Genomic DNA, 17347 nt, shown 5'->3' with positions numbered 1-17347 from the left:
CAATCTTTTCCGAGCCTTAGCCCCGCATCGCGCCGCAAATAAGGCAGCCGATGCGTGCTGCCGCATCGAAAAGCGCCTGTCGCCGCAGGATGGTTCCGACGACTGATCGCAAATGGAGCGGGTTTGCCCAATGCCTGGTCCGGCAAAAGAATAGCCCGACGACTTCATTCTGTCTCTAAAAATACACGCTTCATCGTCTAGACCTACGCTGCGTTTCCGCGCAAGGTGCGCGCCAGGGGAGAAGAAGATGCGTAAGGGGTTGAGCTGGATCCTTCTGATGCTGGCTCTGCTGTTGCCGCTCGAGGTGTTCGGCAGCAACCCGCCCAGCGTCATCAACGCCATCATCGGCCGGGATAATGCGGGCATCACCCGTTTCACGGTGCGCTTTTCCGGCGCAATGGTCCCGCTCGGGCAAGGTCCGGCCCCCCTGTCGGTGACCTGCCCGGTGGAGGGCAGCGGACGCTGGGTCGATCCGCAGACGTTCGTCTGGGAATTCGCCCGCGCGCTGCCGGCAGGATTGTCCTGCGCCGCCACGCTGCGCGACGACCTGACCGACGTGACCGGCGCGAGCGTGACCGGCACGCGCCGCTTCCCGATCGATAGCGGCGGGCCGTCCGCCCTGGCGCTCCTTCCGTCCAGCGGCGAGATCGAGGAAAACCAGACCTTCTTCGTGGCGGCCAATGGTCCGGTCGACCGGGCCTCGGTCGCGGCCGGCGCCTATTGCGCGGTCGACGGCATTGGCGAGCGGATCGCGGTCGACCTGCTGCCGGCGGACACGCCAGGCAAGATCCTGCCGGCGCTGGGCAGCAGCTGGCAGGCGCGCAGCTTCCTGGAAAATGCGGGTCTGCCGCAGCCGTTGCCGCAGGATCCCAAGCTGCGCCAGGCCGCGCTCGCCAATATCGTCGCGCTGAAATGCCGCCGCCCGCTGCCGCCCGGACGCGATATGGCGCTGGTGTGGGGCGCATCGATCCGCAGCCCGAGCGGCCATGCCGTCGGCGAGGATCATCGCTTCGACTTCAGCGTGCGCAAGCAATTCACCGCGCGGCTGACCTGCTCGCGCGTCAACGCCAATGCCGGCTGCAGCCCGGTTGAAGCGATCAGCGTCCAGTTCAGCGCGCCGGTGGCGCGCGCCGATGCGATGAAGCTGCGGCTGTCGGCCGGCCGGAACCAGATCGCCCCGACCGCCGACAAATCGAGCACGCCGACGGTCGATTCGGTCAGCTTCGCGGCGCCCTTTCCGCCATCAATCACCGCGCAGATCATCCTGCCCGCGGACTTGCGGGATCAAAGCGGCCGGCCGCTCGCCAATGCCGAGCGTTTCCCGCTGGATTTCGAAATTGCCGAAGCGCCGCCGCTGGTGAAATTCGCCGCGCCGTTCGGCGTGCTGGAAGCGCGCGAAGGCGGCGTCCTGCCGGTCACCGTGCGGAGCGTCGAGCCGCGGCTGATGGGCAATGTCTCCGCCGTATCCGGCACGAGGGTGCGGGTCGCGGACAGCGACGCCGCCATCGCAAAGTGGCTGCAGCGCGTCAGCAAAGCACAGGACGACGATTATCGCTACGTGGAGACGAACGGCGAACGCGTCGCGGTGAACCATACCGGCGACCGGCCGGTGCTGACCGGGCGCGAGCGCGGGACGGCGCTGAACCTTCCACTCCCCGCCGGTGGGAGCAAGATGGAAGTGGTCGGTATTCCGCTGGAGAAGCCGGGCTTCTACGTGGTCGAATTGGCCAGCCCGAAGCTGGGACTGGCGCTGCTGGGGCGTCCGGCGACGCGCTATGTATCGGCCGCCGCGCTGGTCACGAATATGGCGGTCCACTTCAAATGGGGCCGGGGCACGTCGCTCGCCTGGGTGACGGCGCTGGATACGGGCAAGCCGGTTGCGGACGCGCTGATCAGCGTGACCGACAGTTGCAACGGCCGCACGCTTGCCTCGGCGAAGACCGACCGGACCGGCCGCCTCCAGATCCGCAATCTGCCCGATCCCTCCACGACCGATTCCTGCGAGAGCGACGAAGGGGCGCCGCTGATCGTGGTCGCGCGCAAGGATGGCGACCTGTCGTTCGCGCTGACGAGCTGGGGTGAGGGCATCCGGCCCTGGAATTTCGACCTGCCTTATGGCTGGAGCGCGCCCGAGCCGATCCTGCATACCATCTTCGACCGGACCTTGCTGCGCGCGGGTGAAACCGTGCACATGAAGCATGTCTATCGCCGGCAGACGCTGAGCGGGTTCCGCTCGGGCGGGGCGGTGCGCGGCACGTTGCAGCTCAAGCATCGCGGATCGGACATGCAGTTCGACGTGCCGGTGACGCTCGACCGGGCCGGCATCGGCGAGAGCGCGTGGACGCCGCCCAAGGGCGCGCCCACCGGCGATTATGATCTGACGCTCAAGGTCGGGGACGATAGCCAGAGCACCGGCCAGTCGATCCGGGTCGATGAATATCGCCTGCCGACCATGCGGGCGACCGTCAGCGGTCCGCGCACGCCGGCCATCCGTCCCAAACGGCTGCCGCTGGACCTGTATGTCGGCTATCTGTCGGGCGGCGGCGCCGGCCATGCTCCGGTGCGGCTGCGGACCGCGTTTGAAACGCTGTCCGATGCCCCCGCGGGATGGGACGGCTGGACCTTCGGCGGCGCGGCGGTGAAGGAAGGGACGGTCGCGCTGGACGACGACCAGAATGATCTGAGCCAGCCGAGCCCGCCGTCCTCAAGCACGCTGCCGCTGGCTTTGGACGCGCACGGCGCGCTGCGCACGACGATCGATCTGCCGAAGCTGACCGATGCGACCAAGATGACGGTCGAGATGGATTATGACGATGCCAATGGCGAGACGCTGACCGCGTCGACCACGGTGCCGCTCTATACGTCGGCGGTACGCCTGGGGATCAAACCCGATGGCTGGATGCAGCGCGAGGGCGAGATGCGCTTGAAGGTCGTGGCGCTCAGCCCTGACGGCAAGATCATTGCGGGCCAGCGCGTGTCGGTCACGCTATACACGCGGGAGGTGATCTCGGCCCGGCGGCGGCTGATCGGTGGCTTCTATGCCTATGACAACAGCGCCAAGACCACGCGCATCAGTGCCAAGTGCAGCGAGAAGACGGACGCCCAGGGCCTGGCCGAATGCACGCTGGATCCCGGCGTGTCGGGCGAGGTGATCGCGGTTGCGACCGCGCAGGACGATCAGGGCAATGAGGCGCGGGCGGTGACGTCGGTCTGGCTCGCGGGCGATGACGATTGGTGGTTCGGCGGCGACAATGGCGATCGCATGGACGTCATATCGGACGCGAAATCCTATCGCGCCGGCGCGACTGCGCACGTCCAGGTACGGATGCCGTTCCGCAACGCGACCGCGCTGGTGACGGTGGAGCGAGAGGGTGTGCTCTCCTCCTTCGTCACGACCATTTCCGGCAAGGATCCGGTCGTCGACGTGCCCCTGCCGGGCGCCTATGCCCCCGACGTCTATATTTCCGTCATGGCGGTGCGCGGACGTATTGCCGGGTGGCGGCTGTGGCTCGCCGATCTGGCGCGGCGCTGGCACCTGCCGTTCTTCAGCCGGGATGGCGCCTATCCGACGTCGCTGGTCGATCTGGCCAAGCCGGCCTACCGGATCGGCATCACGAAGGTCGCGGTCGGGTGGGAGGCGCATCAGCTGAAGGTGTCGGTCCGGCCCGATCATGCGCGCTACCGCGTGCGGGATCATGCGCGGGTTGCGGTGCAGGTGGTTGGTCCCGACGGCAAGGCACCCAAATCGGCGGAAATCGCCTTTGCCGCGGTGGATGAGGCCCTGCTTCAGCTATCGCCCAACGATTCATGGGACATCTTGTCCAAGATGATGGGCGAACGCCCCTTGTCGGTCCTGACCTCGACCGCGCAGATGCAGGTCGTCGGCAAACGTCATTATGGCCTGAAGGCCGTCGCGAGTGGCGGCGGCGGAGGCGGGGACCTGTCCTCGCTGACTCGTTCGGATTTCCGACCCGTGCTGCTGTGGCGCGGGCGGGTTAAGCTGGACGGACAGGGCCGCGCGTTTGTGGACGTGCCGCTGGCCGATGCCTTGTCCTCCTATCGGCTGGTCGCGGTCGCGACCGCGGGGGATAATCTGTTCGGGACCGGCAGCGCCAATATCCGCACGGTGCAGGATCTGACCATCTATGCCGGCCTGCCGCCGCTGGTACGGTCGGGCGATTTCTACGGCGCCACCTTCACCCTGCGCAACGGCACCGACCGACCCATGACGGTGACGGCCAATGTCGCACTGGAGCCGGCCGTGGCGCGGGGCGGTGCCCTGACGGTGACGGTCCCGGCCGGCGGGGCAGTGCCGGTCACATGGCGGCTGACCGCGCCGCTGGCGCGGGCGACCTTGCGCTGGACGGTCACTGCCCGATCGTCCGACGGGCGCGCCAATGATCGCGTCGCCGTCGATCAGCAGATTGTCCCCGCCGTGCCGGATCAGGTCTGGGCGGCCACGCTCGTGCGTGTCGGCGATGGCACGACCATTCCGGTGGGCGCGCCGGGTGGGGCGCTGGCCGGACGCGGCGGTGTCGACGTTGCGTTGATGGCGTCGCCCGCACCGCCGCTGGCGGGCGTGCGCAGCTACATGCTCGCTTATCCCTATGGCTGTTTCGAGCAACGCCTGTCCAAGGCGATCGCGCTTGGTGACCGCACGGCTTGGGCCAAGCAGATGGACGCTTTGCCGCTCTATGTGGCCGCGAACGGCCTGCTCCATTACTGGCCGTCGCCGGAAGAACCGGGCTCCATCGCCCTGACGGCCTATGCCTTGTCGGTAACCGCCGATGCCAGCCTGCCATGGCCGGATGGCCCGAAGGCAGCCCTGATCGAGGCACTCCGCGGGGTCGTCGACGGGCGCATCACCGAAGAGGGCACCAGCCGGGGCGACACACGTCTGCTGCGGATCGCGGCATTGGCGGCGCTCGCCCGCAACGGTGCGGCTACGCCCGGCATGATCGAGCAGCTGGCGATGCCGCTTGGCGACATGCCGACCGCGACGCTCGCGGACTGGCTGGTGACGCTGGGTCGCACCAACGGCGTGGACCCGGCGCGGATTGCCGCCGCCGAAGCCGCGCTGCGCAGCCGGATCGTCTATGAAGGCACGCGCCTGGATCTGACCGATCGGGCCGCGGCGCCGTGGTGGATGATGGTCAGCGACGATGAAATGGCGATCAAGGCGCTGCTCGCGGTAACCGGCCGGCCCGGCTGGGAATCGGAAGCGGCGCGGATGATGGTGGGCGTGGCGCTCCGCCAACGGCAGGGCCATTGGGACACGACCCCGGCCAATGCCTGGGGCACGATCGCGGCGCACCGCTTCGCCACCGCCTATCCGGGCTCGGGCACCGGGCTTACCACCGCCAGCCTGGGCGGTCGCAGCCTGACCAGCCGTGGTTTGCAGCCGCCGACGCTGAGCTTCCCGCTGCCGCAGACCCCCGGATCGCTGCTGCTGCGGCACGATGGCGGTGCCGGGCCATGGGCCACGGTCTCGGTACGCGCCGCCGTGCCGCTGACCGCGCCTTTGTTTGCGGGCTATCGCATCAGTCGTGAAGTCACCTTCCTGCAGCGCCGCCGGCCCGACCAGATCAGTCGTGGCGATGTCGTGCGGGTGCGGATCACGGTCGACGCGCCGGTCGACCGGACCTGGGTGGTGGTGGAGGATCCGATTCCGGCCGGCGCTTCGATCCTGGGTGCGGGCGGTGGCCAATCGGCCTTGCTCGCGGCCGGCGCGAATGGCGGGTCGTCCTCCCCATCCTATGTCGAGCAGGGGCTGGATGCCTGGCGCGGCTATTTCGGCTGGATGCCCAAGGGCCGATCGACGGTGGAATATGCGGTGCGGCTGAACGGCACCGGCCGACTGCAATTGCCGCCGACGAAGGTCGAGGCGATGTATTCCCCCGAAATCCACGCGGCCCTGCCGAACCGGCCGTTGACGATCGTGCCGTGATCGATCGCCTGATGGCCGGGCTGGGCTGGCTGCGTCGCCGGCCCACGCTTTGGCTGGTGCTGCCCTTCTTCGCCGTCATCGCCCTGATGCTGTGGACCCGCCCGCCGGCGATGCCTGATTATGCGCAGGCACGCAGCGACTGGCGGTCCAGCGAAGCGTGGCTGCGCGATCGTCACGGCCGGCTGCTGGACATGATCCGGGTGGATTATTCGGTGCGGCGGCTGGACTGGGTGCCGATCGACAAGGTCGCCCCGGAGGTCCGCGAGGCGGTTGTCGCGGGGGAAGATCGGCGTTTCCGCACCCATGGCGGGGTCGATTGGGCCGGCATGGTGGGATCGGCCTGGGCCGGCCTGCATAGTCGGCATGCGCGGGGCGCCAGTACGCTGACGATGCAGCTGGCCGGCTTCGTCGCGCCGGAACTGGGCGAGCCCGGGACGCGCGGGCTGCGCGGCAAGCTGCGCCAGATCCGGGCGGCGCACGCGATCGAAGCCGCATGGTCGAAGGACCAGATACTGGAAGCCTATCTGAACCTGGCTGCCTTTCGCGGGGAAAATCAGGGGATCGGTGCGGCGTCGTGGGCGCTGTTCGGCAAGGCACCGGCGATGCTGGACCAGGATCAGGCGCTGCTGCTGGCCGCGCAATTGCCGGCGCCCCAGGCGGATGCGGGCCGGATCGCGCGGCGGGCGTGCCGCATCGGCAAGCGGCCGGACTGCACGATGATGCTGGCCCAGGCGGAAGGCATGGTCGCACGGATGCAAAGCGGTGCCGACGATCCCAATCTGGCGCCGCATCTGGCGGTCCGTCTGCTGGCGGAACCGGGGCAGACGGTGACGACCACGCTGGACGCGGGCGTGCAGGCGGTGGCCGCCACGGCTCTGCGGCATCAGCTGCTGGGCCTGGGCGGCGAACGTGCTCGTGACGGGGCCGTAATCGTGGTCGACAATCGCACGGGCGACGTGCTGGCCTATGTCGGCGGCGTCGACGGCGGATCGTCCACTGCGGCGCATGTCGACAATGCCGCCGCGCCGCGCCAGGCAGGATCGACGCTGAAGCCGTTTCTGTACGGCCAGACGATCGAACGCGGCTATCTGACCGCCGCTTCGATCCTGGACGATCTGCCGGTGGAACTGGACACGGCATCGGGCCTGTATGTGCCCAAGGATTATGACCATCAGTATAAGGGGCCGGTGAGCGTGCGGACGGCGCTGGCCGGATCGCTGAACGTGCCGGCGGTGCGCGCGCTGCTCGTCGACGGCGTCGAGGATTTTCGCGATCGGCTGTGGGACCTGGGGTATCGCGGGCTGACCGAGGACGGCAATTATTACGGTTTCAGCCTGGCGCTTGGCTCGGCCGAGGTCACGCTGCTGGAGCAGGCGGCGGCCTACCGCGCGCTGGCCGATGCGGGCTATTACCGGCCGCTGCGGCTGCGGCTGGACGATCCGGTTGGCAGGCGTCGCGCGGTGATGACGTCGGGGGCGGCCTGGATCGTCGACGATATCCTGGCCGACGCCAATGCGCGATCGGTGACCTTCGGCCTGGATTCGGCCTTGCGCTTGCCCTTCTGGGCGGCCGCAAAAACCGGCACGTCGAAGGCGATGCGGGACAATTGGTGCGTCGGCTTTTCGGATCGCTTCACGGTCGCCGTCTGGGTTGGCAATGCCGAGGGCGACAGCATGACGCATGTGTCGGGAACCAGCGGCGCCGCCCCGATCTGGCGCGAGATCATGCTGGCGCTGCATCGCGACCGTCCGGGACGCGCGCCCGCCATGGTGCCGCAGGTGCATGCGCGGATGGTGCGCTTCGCCGGCGCGGTCGAGCCGGCGCGTGCCGAATATTTCCTGGGCAATACCGGGCAGACGATCCTGGCGCAGGCGCCCGCGACGGCGCGGCGGCCCCATATCGTCAGCCCTGTGTCCGGCAGCGTCTATGCGCTGGACCCCGATATTCCGACCGGACGCCAGCGCATTCGCTTTGCCGCGGTGGGGGTGAGCGCCGGCCAGCGCTGGCGCCTGGATCGCCGCGATCTGGGCGAGGCGACCGAAAGCCCCACGATCCTGCCGCCGCCCGGCGCGCACCGGCTGGCGCTGATCGGACGCGACGGCAAGGCGGAGGATCAGATCCTCTTCACAATCAAATAGCGGACAATCCTAGAGTATGATGACTTTACACTGATCCGTTCGTGCCGAGTAGCGACCGAGTTGCCCGCAGGGCGTATCGAGGGCGCGTATCGAGGCATTTGTGATGGTCTCTCGATACGCGCTCTCGACAAGCCTGTCCTGAGCGCCTGCCTCGCAGGCAGTCGAAGGGCTAGATCGCACCTCGAGACGAACGGGTCCTACCGAAGTCATCACGTCCTAGATCGGCTTGCCGCCGGCTTTCACGACCGTGCCGCCTTTCATCACGAAGTCGACCCGCTCCAGCGCGCGCACTTGCTGCAACGGATCGTCGGTTACGGCGATGATGTCGGCATAGCGGCCCGGCTGCACCGAACCGATATCCGCGCTGGCGCCGATCAGATCGGCAGCGTTGCGCGTGGCGGTCAGGATCGCTTCCATCGGCGTCATGCCCGCGGCGACCTCGATCGCGAATTCCTGCGCATTCTCGCCGTGCGCCGACAGGCCGAACGTATCGGTTCCGAAGGCGATCTTCACGCCGGCAGCATGCGCATCGTGGAGATTCTTCTGCAGCAACGGCCCGATCACCAGGGCTTTGGCCGCGGTGGAGGGGTTGAGTTGCTCGGGATGGGTTTTGGCGCGCTCGTAGACGCGCTGGCCGACCAGCATGGTCGGCACGAGATAGGTGCCGTGCTGCTTGAACAATTTGTAGCTGTCGGCGTCGGCATAGCTGCCATGCTCGATCGAATCGACGCCCAGCGCGATCGTATGGTCGATCGCCTGCTTGCCATGCGCATGCGCCGCGACCTTCATGCCGAGCGAGTGTGCGGTCTCGATCACCGCCTTGATCTCATCGTCCTCCATCAACTGGAGCTTGGGATCGTCGCCGATCGACATGACGCCACCAGACGGCATGATCTTGATCAGATCGACGCCCGCGCGCCACATCCGGCGCACGGTCGTTCGCGCCTCCTCCGGGCTGTCGATCAAATTTTGCCGCCAGCCGGGAATCTCGCCGAATTCGGGCAGCAGGCCGTTGGCAGGATCGCCATGGCCGCCGGTCGGGCCGAGCGCGGCGCCGGACACCCACATGCGCGGGCCGGGGATGGTGCCCGCTGCAACGGCTTTCTTCAGCGCGACCACCGCGGTGGTCGAATCGCCGACATCGCGGATCGCGGTGAAGCCGGCGAGCAGGGTGGCGCGAGCGTCGTTCACGCCGTCGATCAGCGTATCATAGTCGCTGGTGGTGACGGCAAGCCGGATCGGGTCGCCACCATGCCAGGTCGCCATGATGTGGACGTGGGTATCGATCAGGCCGGGCAGAACCGTCTTCTGCGACAGGTCGATCACCTCGGCCCCGGCGGGGGTGACGAAGCCGGACTGGATCGCACGGATACGATCGTCGTGGATCAGGATCGAGACTTGGCGGCGGGGTGCGCCGCCCGTGCCGTCGATCAGGGTACCGGCGTGGATCACGACATCCTTGGCGGATGCCGAAGCTGCAAGGATCAGCGCCAGCGCGCCGGCGACCGCAAATTTCACTCTCATCAAACCCCCTTCACCCTGCCTGCCATTGCCGGATGCCCTCCAGCGGCCATAGCAACATCACGATATTGAGCGTGAGATTGTCGCGGATCAGCGCTAATGTCACGAGCTCAAGCGCTACTGCGGCAGCGATCGTGGCCCATATCGGCAGACGTCGCGCGAGCGCGAAACCGATCATCATGCAGGTGATATCGGATAGCGAATTGATGATGCTGTCCCCGGTATAGCCCAGTGCCATCGTCGCCGTGCGGTAGCGGTCGATCACCATCGGCGAGTTTTCCAGCAGCTCCCAACCGGCCTCAATCAGCGTGGCGAGGATCAGCCGCAGCGACACGCTGAAACGGCGTAACAGCAGGAAGCCCGCGCCGTAAAAGAGGAAACCATGGATCAGGTGGCTGGCGGAATAATAGTCCAGCAGATGCTGGCTGTTCCCGGCGTCGATCGCTCCATGCCACAAGGCGACATAGCCGCAGCTGCAGATGGGCGGCCGCCCCATGACGAACAGTATCGCCGCTGTGACCAGCAGGATGGCCAGGGTGGTGACGGCGGCACATGTCCGCGACGGCGACTTGCGGGCCCAGGCCAAAGGAAAGTGGGTTACTGGAACACCCTCCCGAGCAGGGCCGTCGGACCGCCGCCGTAAAGATCACGCAGCTCGACATAGGTGGCGCTGGCGACAATGGCAGGTATGCTGGTCGTGAAGCAGGCTAGGACGACCGTCAGCATCGGAGTGGCAATCACGCCCAGGCTGGGACTGATCAACCCCACAGCGGATTCCAGAAACGCCGCAATCATGGCAAGGACGATCATCACGCAGAGGATGATCAGAAGGAGCGCGAATATTTTCCAGCGGGAGCCGCGGGTCAAATCCTGACTGCGGTTGAACGATCCGGAGAGGCTCGCGTCCTCGAAGGCGGTGACGGGTGCTGCCAAGAACCACATGGTCGCGACGAGCAGACCCGGAACCACGAGCATCAGCACGCCCAATCCGATGGCAAGCGACGTGAGCGTGCTCACGAGGATCAGCGGCAGGAAGCAGCGCAGGGCAAGGCGCAGACACTCCGCCAAGCTCGCCTTGCGGCCTTCCCCTTCCGCCAGCATGGCGGCGGTGACACAGGCTTGCACAACAGCCTGCGTGATCAGGCCGATCAGGATCGCCAGCAAGGACAGGAACGTGGCGACCGTCAGGCTACCGCCGTAAAATCCCTGGTAAGCCAAAAGCGCGTAAGGCTCCGAAGCTAGCAAGGCTTGCAGCGCCTCCAGCAGACAAACGGGACCGAACACGGCCAAAGCATTGTGCCGCATGAGATCCGTCGTGCGGCGGATGACGTTGCTGATCAGCATCGTTTCGCCAATTGAAGCCTGCGTCGCCACCCGATCTCCTCCGCAAATCAACCGCGACACTGGCAAGACGAAGCAGCCGAAAGCGGTCTGCCCACAAAATGTGCGGCCAGCAAGGCATCGTTCATGAGCGCTTGCACGCCTTTTTTGGATAGTGTCTATTTTCGACATTGCGGTCTGCCGGCCTTGCGATACACAGGCCTGCAGGCTGGCTGGGGGCAGATCATCGCGGAACCGAATCAGCTGACGGCCGCCGAGCGCCTGGCAGCAGCCCATCGCGCCTTGCGCGCCGATCCGGACATTCAGTTCACGCTGCAGCGGCGGGCGCCACCGCCCAAGCCGCCGGCGTGGGCCAATAAATTCGGTCATTGGCTGGACGACTTTTTCAAGCCGATCGGCCGCTTCTTTCGGTGGATCGGCCGGTTCATTCCCGATCTGCCTTACGCAGAAATCTTCCTGTGGCTGGCGATTGCGGCGGTCGCAGCGTCCTTATTGTGGATGATCGTGACGCGCCTGCGCGAAGGCAGCTGGCGCTGGCCCAAGTGGCGCCGTCGCAAGGCGCCCAGCCAAGACGCACCGGAAGAGGAGGCCTGGCAGCCGGAAGCCGGCCCTGCGCGCCAATGGCTCGAAGAGGCCGATGCGCTCGCCGCGCGCGGCCTGTATGCGCAAGCGGCGCATCATCTCCTGCTACGTAGCGTGGAAGATATCGGGACGCGGCGGCCGGGATTGGTCAAGCCGGCCCTGACGAGCCGCGATCTTGCGCGTGCCACGGCGGTGCCATCGCGGGCGCGCGAATTGTTCGCGACGATTGCGGCGGTGGTCGAACGCAGCCTCTTCGGCGGTCGGTCGGTCGGCGCGGACGAATGGTCGTCGTGCCGGGCGGCCTATGCCGATTTTGCGCGCCAGCCGAGCTGGAGCGCGGCGGCATGAGCGACGTTCCGATCGGCCGCGAGGGGCGGAAAGGCGGCGCCGACACGTTCCGGACGCGCACGGTCGCGCTGATCGTCATCATCGGCATCCTGGGCTTTGCGGGAATGCTGATCCTGGCGGCCTTTTCACCCGACCTGCGATCGGGGCGCAATGGCGGGGCGCACGCTCTGTCCAACGCAGCGACCGGATTCAACGGCATCGTCCGGCTGGCGAAGGCGACCGGCCGCAATCCGATCGTCGTTCGCAATGTGCACCAGCTGGGGACGCGTGATCTGCTGATCACCACGCCCGATCATGGCACGCAGGAATTGTCGCCGGTCCTGAAGGGTCGGGACAATAAGCCCACGCTGCTGGTATTTCCCAAATGGGATGTGTCGCTGGACCGTAGCCACAGCGGCTGGGTGCATGTCGATGCGCTGCTGCCCGTCAACGATCCCGGTCGGATGCTGGCGCCGAATGTTGTCTTCCGCCTCGTGCGAAAGCGGACCAGCGGCCGCGACCTGCTATTCCCCACTAATGGCTTCGATCGCACGATCCGCCCCGCTGCGCCGCGCGTGTTGCAGGTGATCACCGGCCAGACGCCACGGCGCGGGGAGGGCCTCGCCCTGATCCCGCTATTGACCGATCGCGCGGGCGATATCGTCCTCGCCCGCTACGGATCCGGGCCGCTCTATCTGTTGGCCGACCCCGATCTGATGTCGAACGCCGGCATCACCAATCTCCGCCAGGTGGAGCAGACGCTGGCGATGCTCGACTGGATGAACGCGACCAACGCGTCCTCCATTGCGTTCGACGTGACGACCAATGGATTTGGCCGCTCGTCCAGCCCGCTCAAACTGGCATTCACGCCGCCGTTCCTGGCAGCGACGCTGGCGCTGGTGGCGGTGTTGCTGCTGGCCGGCTGGCATGCGGTAGGCCGGTTTGGTCCGATACGGCCACGGACGCGCGCGACGGGCTTTGGCAAGGCGGTGCTGGTGGACAATAGCGCCAAGCTGATCCGCCGCGCCGGCCGCGAGCGCCAGCTTGGCAACCGCTATGTCCAGGTCATGCGCGAGCGTGCCGTCGCGATCTTCAAGATTCCGGCACGGCTGAAAGACGCGGCGCTGGACGCACATCTCGACAAGATGAGCGCCGGGCGCGGCCAACCTTTCAGCGAATTGGCGCGGGCGGCCTCGGGTGCGGCCGACCGCGTCGCGCTGATCGAAGCGGCGCAGGCACTCTACAAGTGGCAGAAGGAGAGACAAAGGTGACGGTCGACGAAGTACAGGCGCTCGCCGCCGCCATCAGGGCCGAGGTTGCCAAAGCCGTCGTCGGCCAGGAGGAGACCGTCGATTACATGCTGGTCGCCCTGTTCGCTGGCGGCCACATCCTGCTGGAAGGACCGCCGGGGACCGCCAAGACCTTGTTGGCGCATAGCTTTGCGCGCGCGGTCGGGCTCAACTTCGGCCGCATCCAGTTCACGCCGGATCTGATGCCGGGCGACATCATCGGCGCCAATTTGTTCAATTTCCAGACGTCGACCTTCACCCTGACCCGTGGCCCGATCTTCACCGACCTGCTGCTGGCGGACGAGATCAACCGGACGCCGCCCAAGACGCAGGCGGCGCTGCTGGAAGCGATGCAGGAACGCACCGTCACGATCGACGGCGACAGCCTGCCGCTGGGCGACCGCTTCACCGTGATCGCAACGCAGAACCCGATCGAACAGCAGGGCGTCTATCCGCTGCCGGAGGCGCAGCTCGACCGTTTCCTGTTCAAGCAGCGCGTCGATTATCCGAGCGAAGAGGAGGAGCGGCGGATCATCGCCACCCACGGCGCGCGTAAATCGGCGATGTCGCCCGAAGATTGGGGCGTCGAGCGGCGGACCGACGGGGCCACGATCGCGGCGGCGATCGAGGCCGTCGCCTCGATCCGGCTGGTGGACGAAGTGGTGAACTATATCGCGGCCCTGGTCCGCGGCACCCGCAGCGTCGCCGATCTGGAGAGTGGTGCCAGCCCGCGCGCGGGCGCGATGCTGGCCGGGGCGGCGCGGGCGCGGGCAGCGATGGACGGGCGCGACTTCGTCATACCGGACGACGTCAAGGCGCTGAGCCCGGCCTTGCTGCGCCACCGGCTGATCCTGGCGCCCGCGGCGGAGATTGATGGTCGTACGGTCGAGGAGGTGGTGATGGGGATCATCGCGACGATCGAGGCGCCGCGGTGATCAGCCCGACGCGGCTCGCCATCTTCGCAAGCGCGGCGGGCGTGCCCATCGCCTTGCTGATCGGCGTGCTGTTGCCGGGCGCCTGGTATGCGGGCCTGGCATGGCCGCTGGCGATCCTGCTGCTGGCGGGCGTCGACGCGCTGACCGGCCCGCATCCGCGCCGCGCGACGCTGCAGGTGGCCCTGCCGCGGACCGCGCCGGTGGGCGGCGATGCCGATGCGTCGATCGAGGTTGCCATCGCGCGCGGCAGCGGCACCGGATGGTGTGAGGTCGCGCTGGCCAATGACCCGTTATTGCTGATGGCGGACGAGGGGCGGCTGTGGCTGCCATTGGTCGACGGGAAAGGCAGCGGCGTGCTGCCGATCCTGGCCGTACGACGCGGCAATGCGCGCGTCGACCGGTTGTGGCTGCGCTGGAAGGGGCCGCTGGGGCTCGTCTGGAAGCAGGCGCAGCGGGACGCAGCGCTGACGACGCTGGTAACGCCCGACGTCCGTGCCGTGCGCGAGCATGGCGCGCGCATCTTCGAGCGCCATGCGCTGCAAGGCCTGCTGACGCAGGTCGACCGGGGCGACGGCGTCGATTTCGATGCGCTGGTGGAGTTTCGCTCCGGCATGGATCGGCGCGCAATCGACTGGAAGCAGTCGGCACGGCACCGTAAATTGCACGCCAAGGAATATCGTTCGGAGCGCAACAGCCAGATCGTGTTCGCGGTCGACAGCGGCCGGCAGATGAGCGAGCCGCTGGCGGGCCTTCCGCGCGTCGACCGGGCCGTCACCGCGATGCTGCTGATGGCGTGGATCGTGCTGAAGCTGGGGGACCGGGTCGCGCTTCATGCCTTCGACAGCCGGCCGCGTATCGCATCCGGCCTGATCGGCGGAACCGCCTCCTTCGGCGAACTGCAGCGGCTGGCCGGCGATATCGACTATAGCAGCGAGGAAACCAATTATACGTTCGCGCTGACCAGTCTCGCCACCGTGCTCAAGCGGCGATCGATGATCGTCCTGTTCACCGAATTCGCCGATCTGACTTCGGCCGAATTCATGGTGCGGGCATCGGCACGGTTGATGGCCACGCATCTGCTGCTGGTCGTGGTGCTGCGCGACGAGGCGCTGGAGGCGCTGGTCGACAAGATGCCGCAGGATGCGGACGACATTACCCGTGCGGTAACCTCGGCGGCGTTGTTGCGCGACCGTCAATTGGTGCTGCTGCGGCTGCGGCACTTGGGCGCCCATGTGATCGAAAGCCCCTATGGGCAAGTCGCCGAGCGCCTGATCGCGGCCTATGTCGATCTCAAGCGCAAGGACATATTGTGAGCGCGCTGGTCGGCGATACGCCGGGCAAGGTCATGGTCAATGCCAGCCGCTTCCGGGCGGCGCATGAGCAGGATTGGCGCCAGCTGGAGAATATCGTCAATCGGATCGAGCGGCGCGGCACGCGTGCCCTGACCGAGGATGAATTGATGGCATTGCCGCTGTTGTACAGCGCGGCCTTGTCGTCGCTGTCGGTCGCACGGGAAACGTCGCTGGATCGCGCGCTGGTCACCTATCTCGAGGCGCTGTGCGCACGGGCCTATTTCCAGATTTACGGCGTGCCGACATCCTTCTGGCGTCAACTCGCCAGCTTCTTTGCGAGCGGTTGGCCGATGGCGACGCGTTCGCTGTGGCGCGAAACGCTGGCGGCGGCGGTTTTGACCTTCGTGGCGGCGCTCTCCGGCTTTCTGCTGGTGCTACACGATCCTTCCTTTTTCTATTCGATCATGCCGGACGGCATGTCCAACGGGCGCGATCCCTCCGCCAGTGCGGCCTCGCTGCGCGCGACGCTCTATGGAGGCGGTAGCCAGAAGGGACTGGCGGTATTCGCCACCTCGCTGTTCAGCCACAATGCCCAGATCGCGATCTTTGCCTTTGCGCTGGGCTTTGCCTTTGCCATCCCGACCGCGTTGCTGCTGTTGTACAATGGCATGATGCTCGGTGCCTTCCTGGCGGTCTTCACCAGCAAGGGCCTGGGGTTTGAAGCGGGCGGCTGGTTGTTCATCCACGGCACGACCGAGATTTTCGCAACGATCCTGGCGGGGGCAGCCGGGTTCCGGATCGGCACTGCCATCGCTTTTCCGGGGCGGGCGGCGCGTACCGATTACGCTTTCGCGACCGGCCGGCAGGCCTCCATCCTGATGGGCGGTGCGGTGGTGATGCTGATCATGGCAGGATTGCTGGAGGGCATCGGGCGGCAGACCATCCAGTCCGACGTGATCCGTTATGGCATCGGCAGTTTCATGTTGATCGGCTGGCTGACCTATTTCTACGCACCCTGGAAGAAACATGGCCCGACAGGATCGTAAACGCGCGCTCGGGGCATCGCCGAAGACGCTGAAGCGGGCGTTCATCACGCCCGAAGGCGTCGATCTGCGGCTGGAGCTCGGCTCGGCCGGCGCGCGGGCGGCCGCCTTCATGATCGATGGCGTGCTGATGCTGCTCGTGCTGATCGCGGGGAGCATCGCGATCGGATTGCTGTTCGTGGCCGGCAAGTGGGAAATGCTCGCCATATTGTGGCTGCTCGGCTTTTTCATCCTGCGTAACGGCTGGTTCGTTCTCTTTGAAATCGGCCGACGCGGCGCGACGCCCGGCAAGCGGATGCTGGGACTGCGCGTGGTAGCGCGCGACGGCGGCCCGCTGACCGGCGGTGCGGTGATCGCGCGCAACGCGATGCGCGAGATCGAGATTTTCCTGCCGCTTTCTTTCCTTGCCTATCAGGTCGGCGACAATGCGGCGGATGCCTTTCTGGTCATCTTCGCGCTGATGTGGACCGGTATTTTCCTGTTCTTCCCGCTGTTCAACCGCGATCGCCTGCGCATCGGCGATCTGGTCGGCGGGACCTGGGTCGTCCAGACGATGCATGCGACGCTGGCGGAGGATATCGGCAATGCGCCGGCCGCCGCCCAATCGCAGCGCCGCTTCAGCGATGCCGCGCTCGACCTTTATGGCGTGTACGAGCTGCAGACGCTGGAGTCGGTCTTGCGCGCGGCGCGGCCGGATGCATTGGCGACGGTGGCCAGCACGATCCGGGAGAAGGCAGAGATTGCCGACGATGGCGACGATCTGGGCTTCCTGACCGATTATTATCGCGCGCTGTGCGTCAGGCTTGAGCATCGCATGATGCTGGGCCATCGCCGCGACAACAAATATGCGCCGGCGCGCGCCCGGGCGTAGAGAAGTCGCTGTCATTTGCGTCCGCATATCGATGCGCGCGATGTGCCGGACGGCGTTGACC

Annotated in this window: 11 protein-coding genes; 8 read left to right on the top strand and 3 right to left on the bottom strand. The window is 66.7% G+C overall.

The window, feature by feature from the left end; genetic code table 11:
• The first annotated feature begins 247 nt into the window (after window positions 1–247).
• Together ACSBM8_RS14835 and pbpC are read left to right on the top strand one after the other, a co-directional pair.
• Window positions 248–5947, top strand: a complete 5700-nt coding sequence (locus tag ACSBM8_RS14835) for an alpha-2-macroglobulin family protein (protein WP_442678771.1) — start codon at window positions 248–250, stop codon at window positions 5945–5947.
• Window positions 5948–6033: 86 nt separating this feature from the next.
• The gene (gene pbpC, locus ACSBM8_RS14830; protein WP_442681609.1) at window positions 6034–8085 is read left to right on the top strand and encodes a penicillin-binding protein 1C; all 2052 of its coding nucleotides are present in this window, start codon (window positions 6034–6036) and stop codon (window positions 8083–8085) included.
• Between the two features lie 216 nt (window positions 8086–8301).
• On the opposite strand, the gene ACSBM8_RS14825 is transcribed toward pbpC, so the two are convergent.
• Genes ACSBM8_RS14825 through ACSBM8_RS14815 form a run of 3 tightly spaced genes read right to left on the bottom strand, consistent with a single transcriptional unit; the run spans window position 8302 to window position 10980 of the window.
• Window positions 8302–9609, bottom strand: coding sequence for an amidohydrolase family protein (locus ACSBM8_RS14825; RefSeq protein ID WP_442678770.1), 1308 nt, complete (start codon window positions 9607–9609; stop codon window positions 8302–8304).
• Window positions 9610–9619: 10 nt separating this feature from the next.
• Window positions 9620–10192: a DUF2585 domain-containing protein gene (locus ACSBM8_RS14820; RefSeq protein WP_442678769.1), complete on the bottom strand. Its 573-nt coding sequence runs from the start codon at window positions 10190–10192 to the stop codon at window positions 9620–9622.
• 11 nt (window positions 10193–10203) lie between these two features.
• Window positions 10204–10980 (bottom strand): hypothetical protein, encoded by a 777-nt coding sequence (locus ACSBM8_RS14815; protein WP_442678768.1) that lies wholly within the window; start codon window positions 10978–10980, stop codon window positions 10204–10206.
• Between the two features lie 93 nt (window positions 10981–11073).
• Here ACSBM8_RS14815 and ACSBM8_RS14810 point away from each other — a divergent pair, with 93 nt between their 5' ends.
• The 6 genes from ACSBM8_RS14810 to ACSBM8_RS14785 are packed head-to-tail and all read left to right on the top strand — an operon-like array spanning window position 11074 to window position 17286.
• Entirely contained in the window at window positions 11074–11877 is an 804-nt protein-coding gene (locus tag ACSBM8_RS14810) for a DUF4129 domain-containing protein (protein WP_442678767.1), read from the top strand.
• Complete coding sequence (locus ACSBM8_RS14805; RefSeq protein WP_442678766.1) at window positions 11874–13127, top strand: hypothetical protein; 1254 nt, start codon at window positions 11874–11876, stop codon at window positions 13125–13127. The genes ACSBM8_RS14810 and ACSBM8_RS14805 overlap by 4 nt, the downstream gene beginning before the upstream one ends.
• Complete coding sequence (locus ACSBM8_RS14800) at window positions 13124–14080, top strand: AAA family ATPase (protein WP_442678765.1); 957 nt, start codon at window positions 13124–13126, stop codon at window positions 14078–14080. Before ACSBM8_RS14805 ends, ACSBM8_RS14800 begins: the two co-directional genes overlap by 4 nt.
• Window positions 14077–15393, top strand: coding sequence for a DUF58 domain-containing protein (locus ACSBM8_RS14795; RefSeq protein ID WP_442678764.1), 1317 nt, complete (start codon window positions 14077–14079; stop codon window positions 15391–15393). Before ACSBM8_RS14800 ends, ACSBM8_RS14795 begins: the two co-directional genes overlap by 4 nt.
• Window positions 15390–16418 (top strand): stage II sporulation protein M, encoded by a 1029-nt coding sequence (locus ACSBM8_RS14790; RefSeq protein ID WP_442678763.1) that lies wholly within the window; start codon window positions 15390–15392, stop codon window positions 16416–16418. Before ACSBM8_RS14795 ends, ACSBM8_RS14790 begins: the two co-directional genes overlap by 4 nt.
• Window positions 16399–17286, top strand: a complete 888-nt coding sequence (locus ACSBM8_RS14785) for an RDD family protein (protein WP_442678762.1) — start codon at window positions 16399–16401, stop codon at window positions 17284–17286. The genes ACSBM8_RS14790 and ACSBM8_RS14785 overlap by 20 nt, the downstream gene beginning before the upstream one ends.
• Window positions 17287–17347 lie beyond the last annotated feature (61 nt).

Origin of the sequence: Sphingomonas sp. ASY06-1R (genome assembly GCF_052180265.1) — a bacterium.
Lineage (GTDB): Bacteria > Pseudomonadota > Alphaproteobacteria > Sphingomonadales > Sphingomonadaceae > Sphingomonas_I.
The sequence above is the reverse complement of the archived record's forward strand: the minus strand, read 5'-3'. Positions and strand labels throughout refer to the sequence as shown.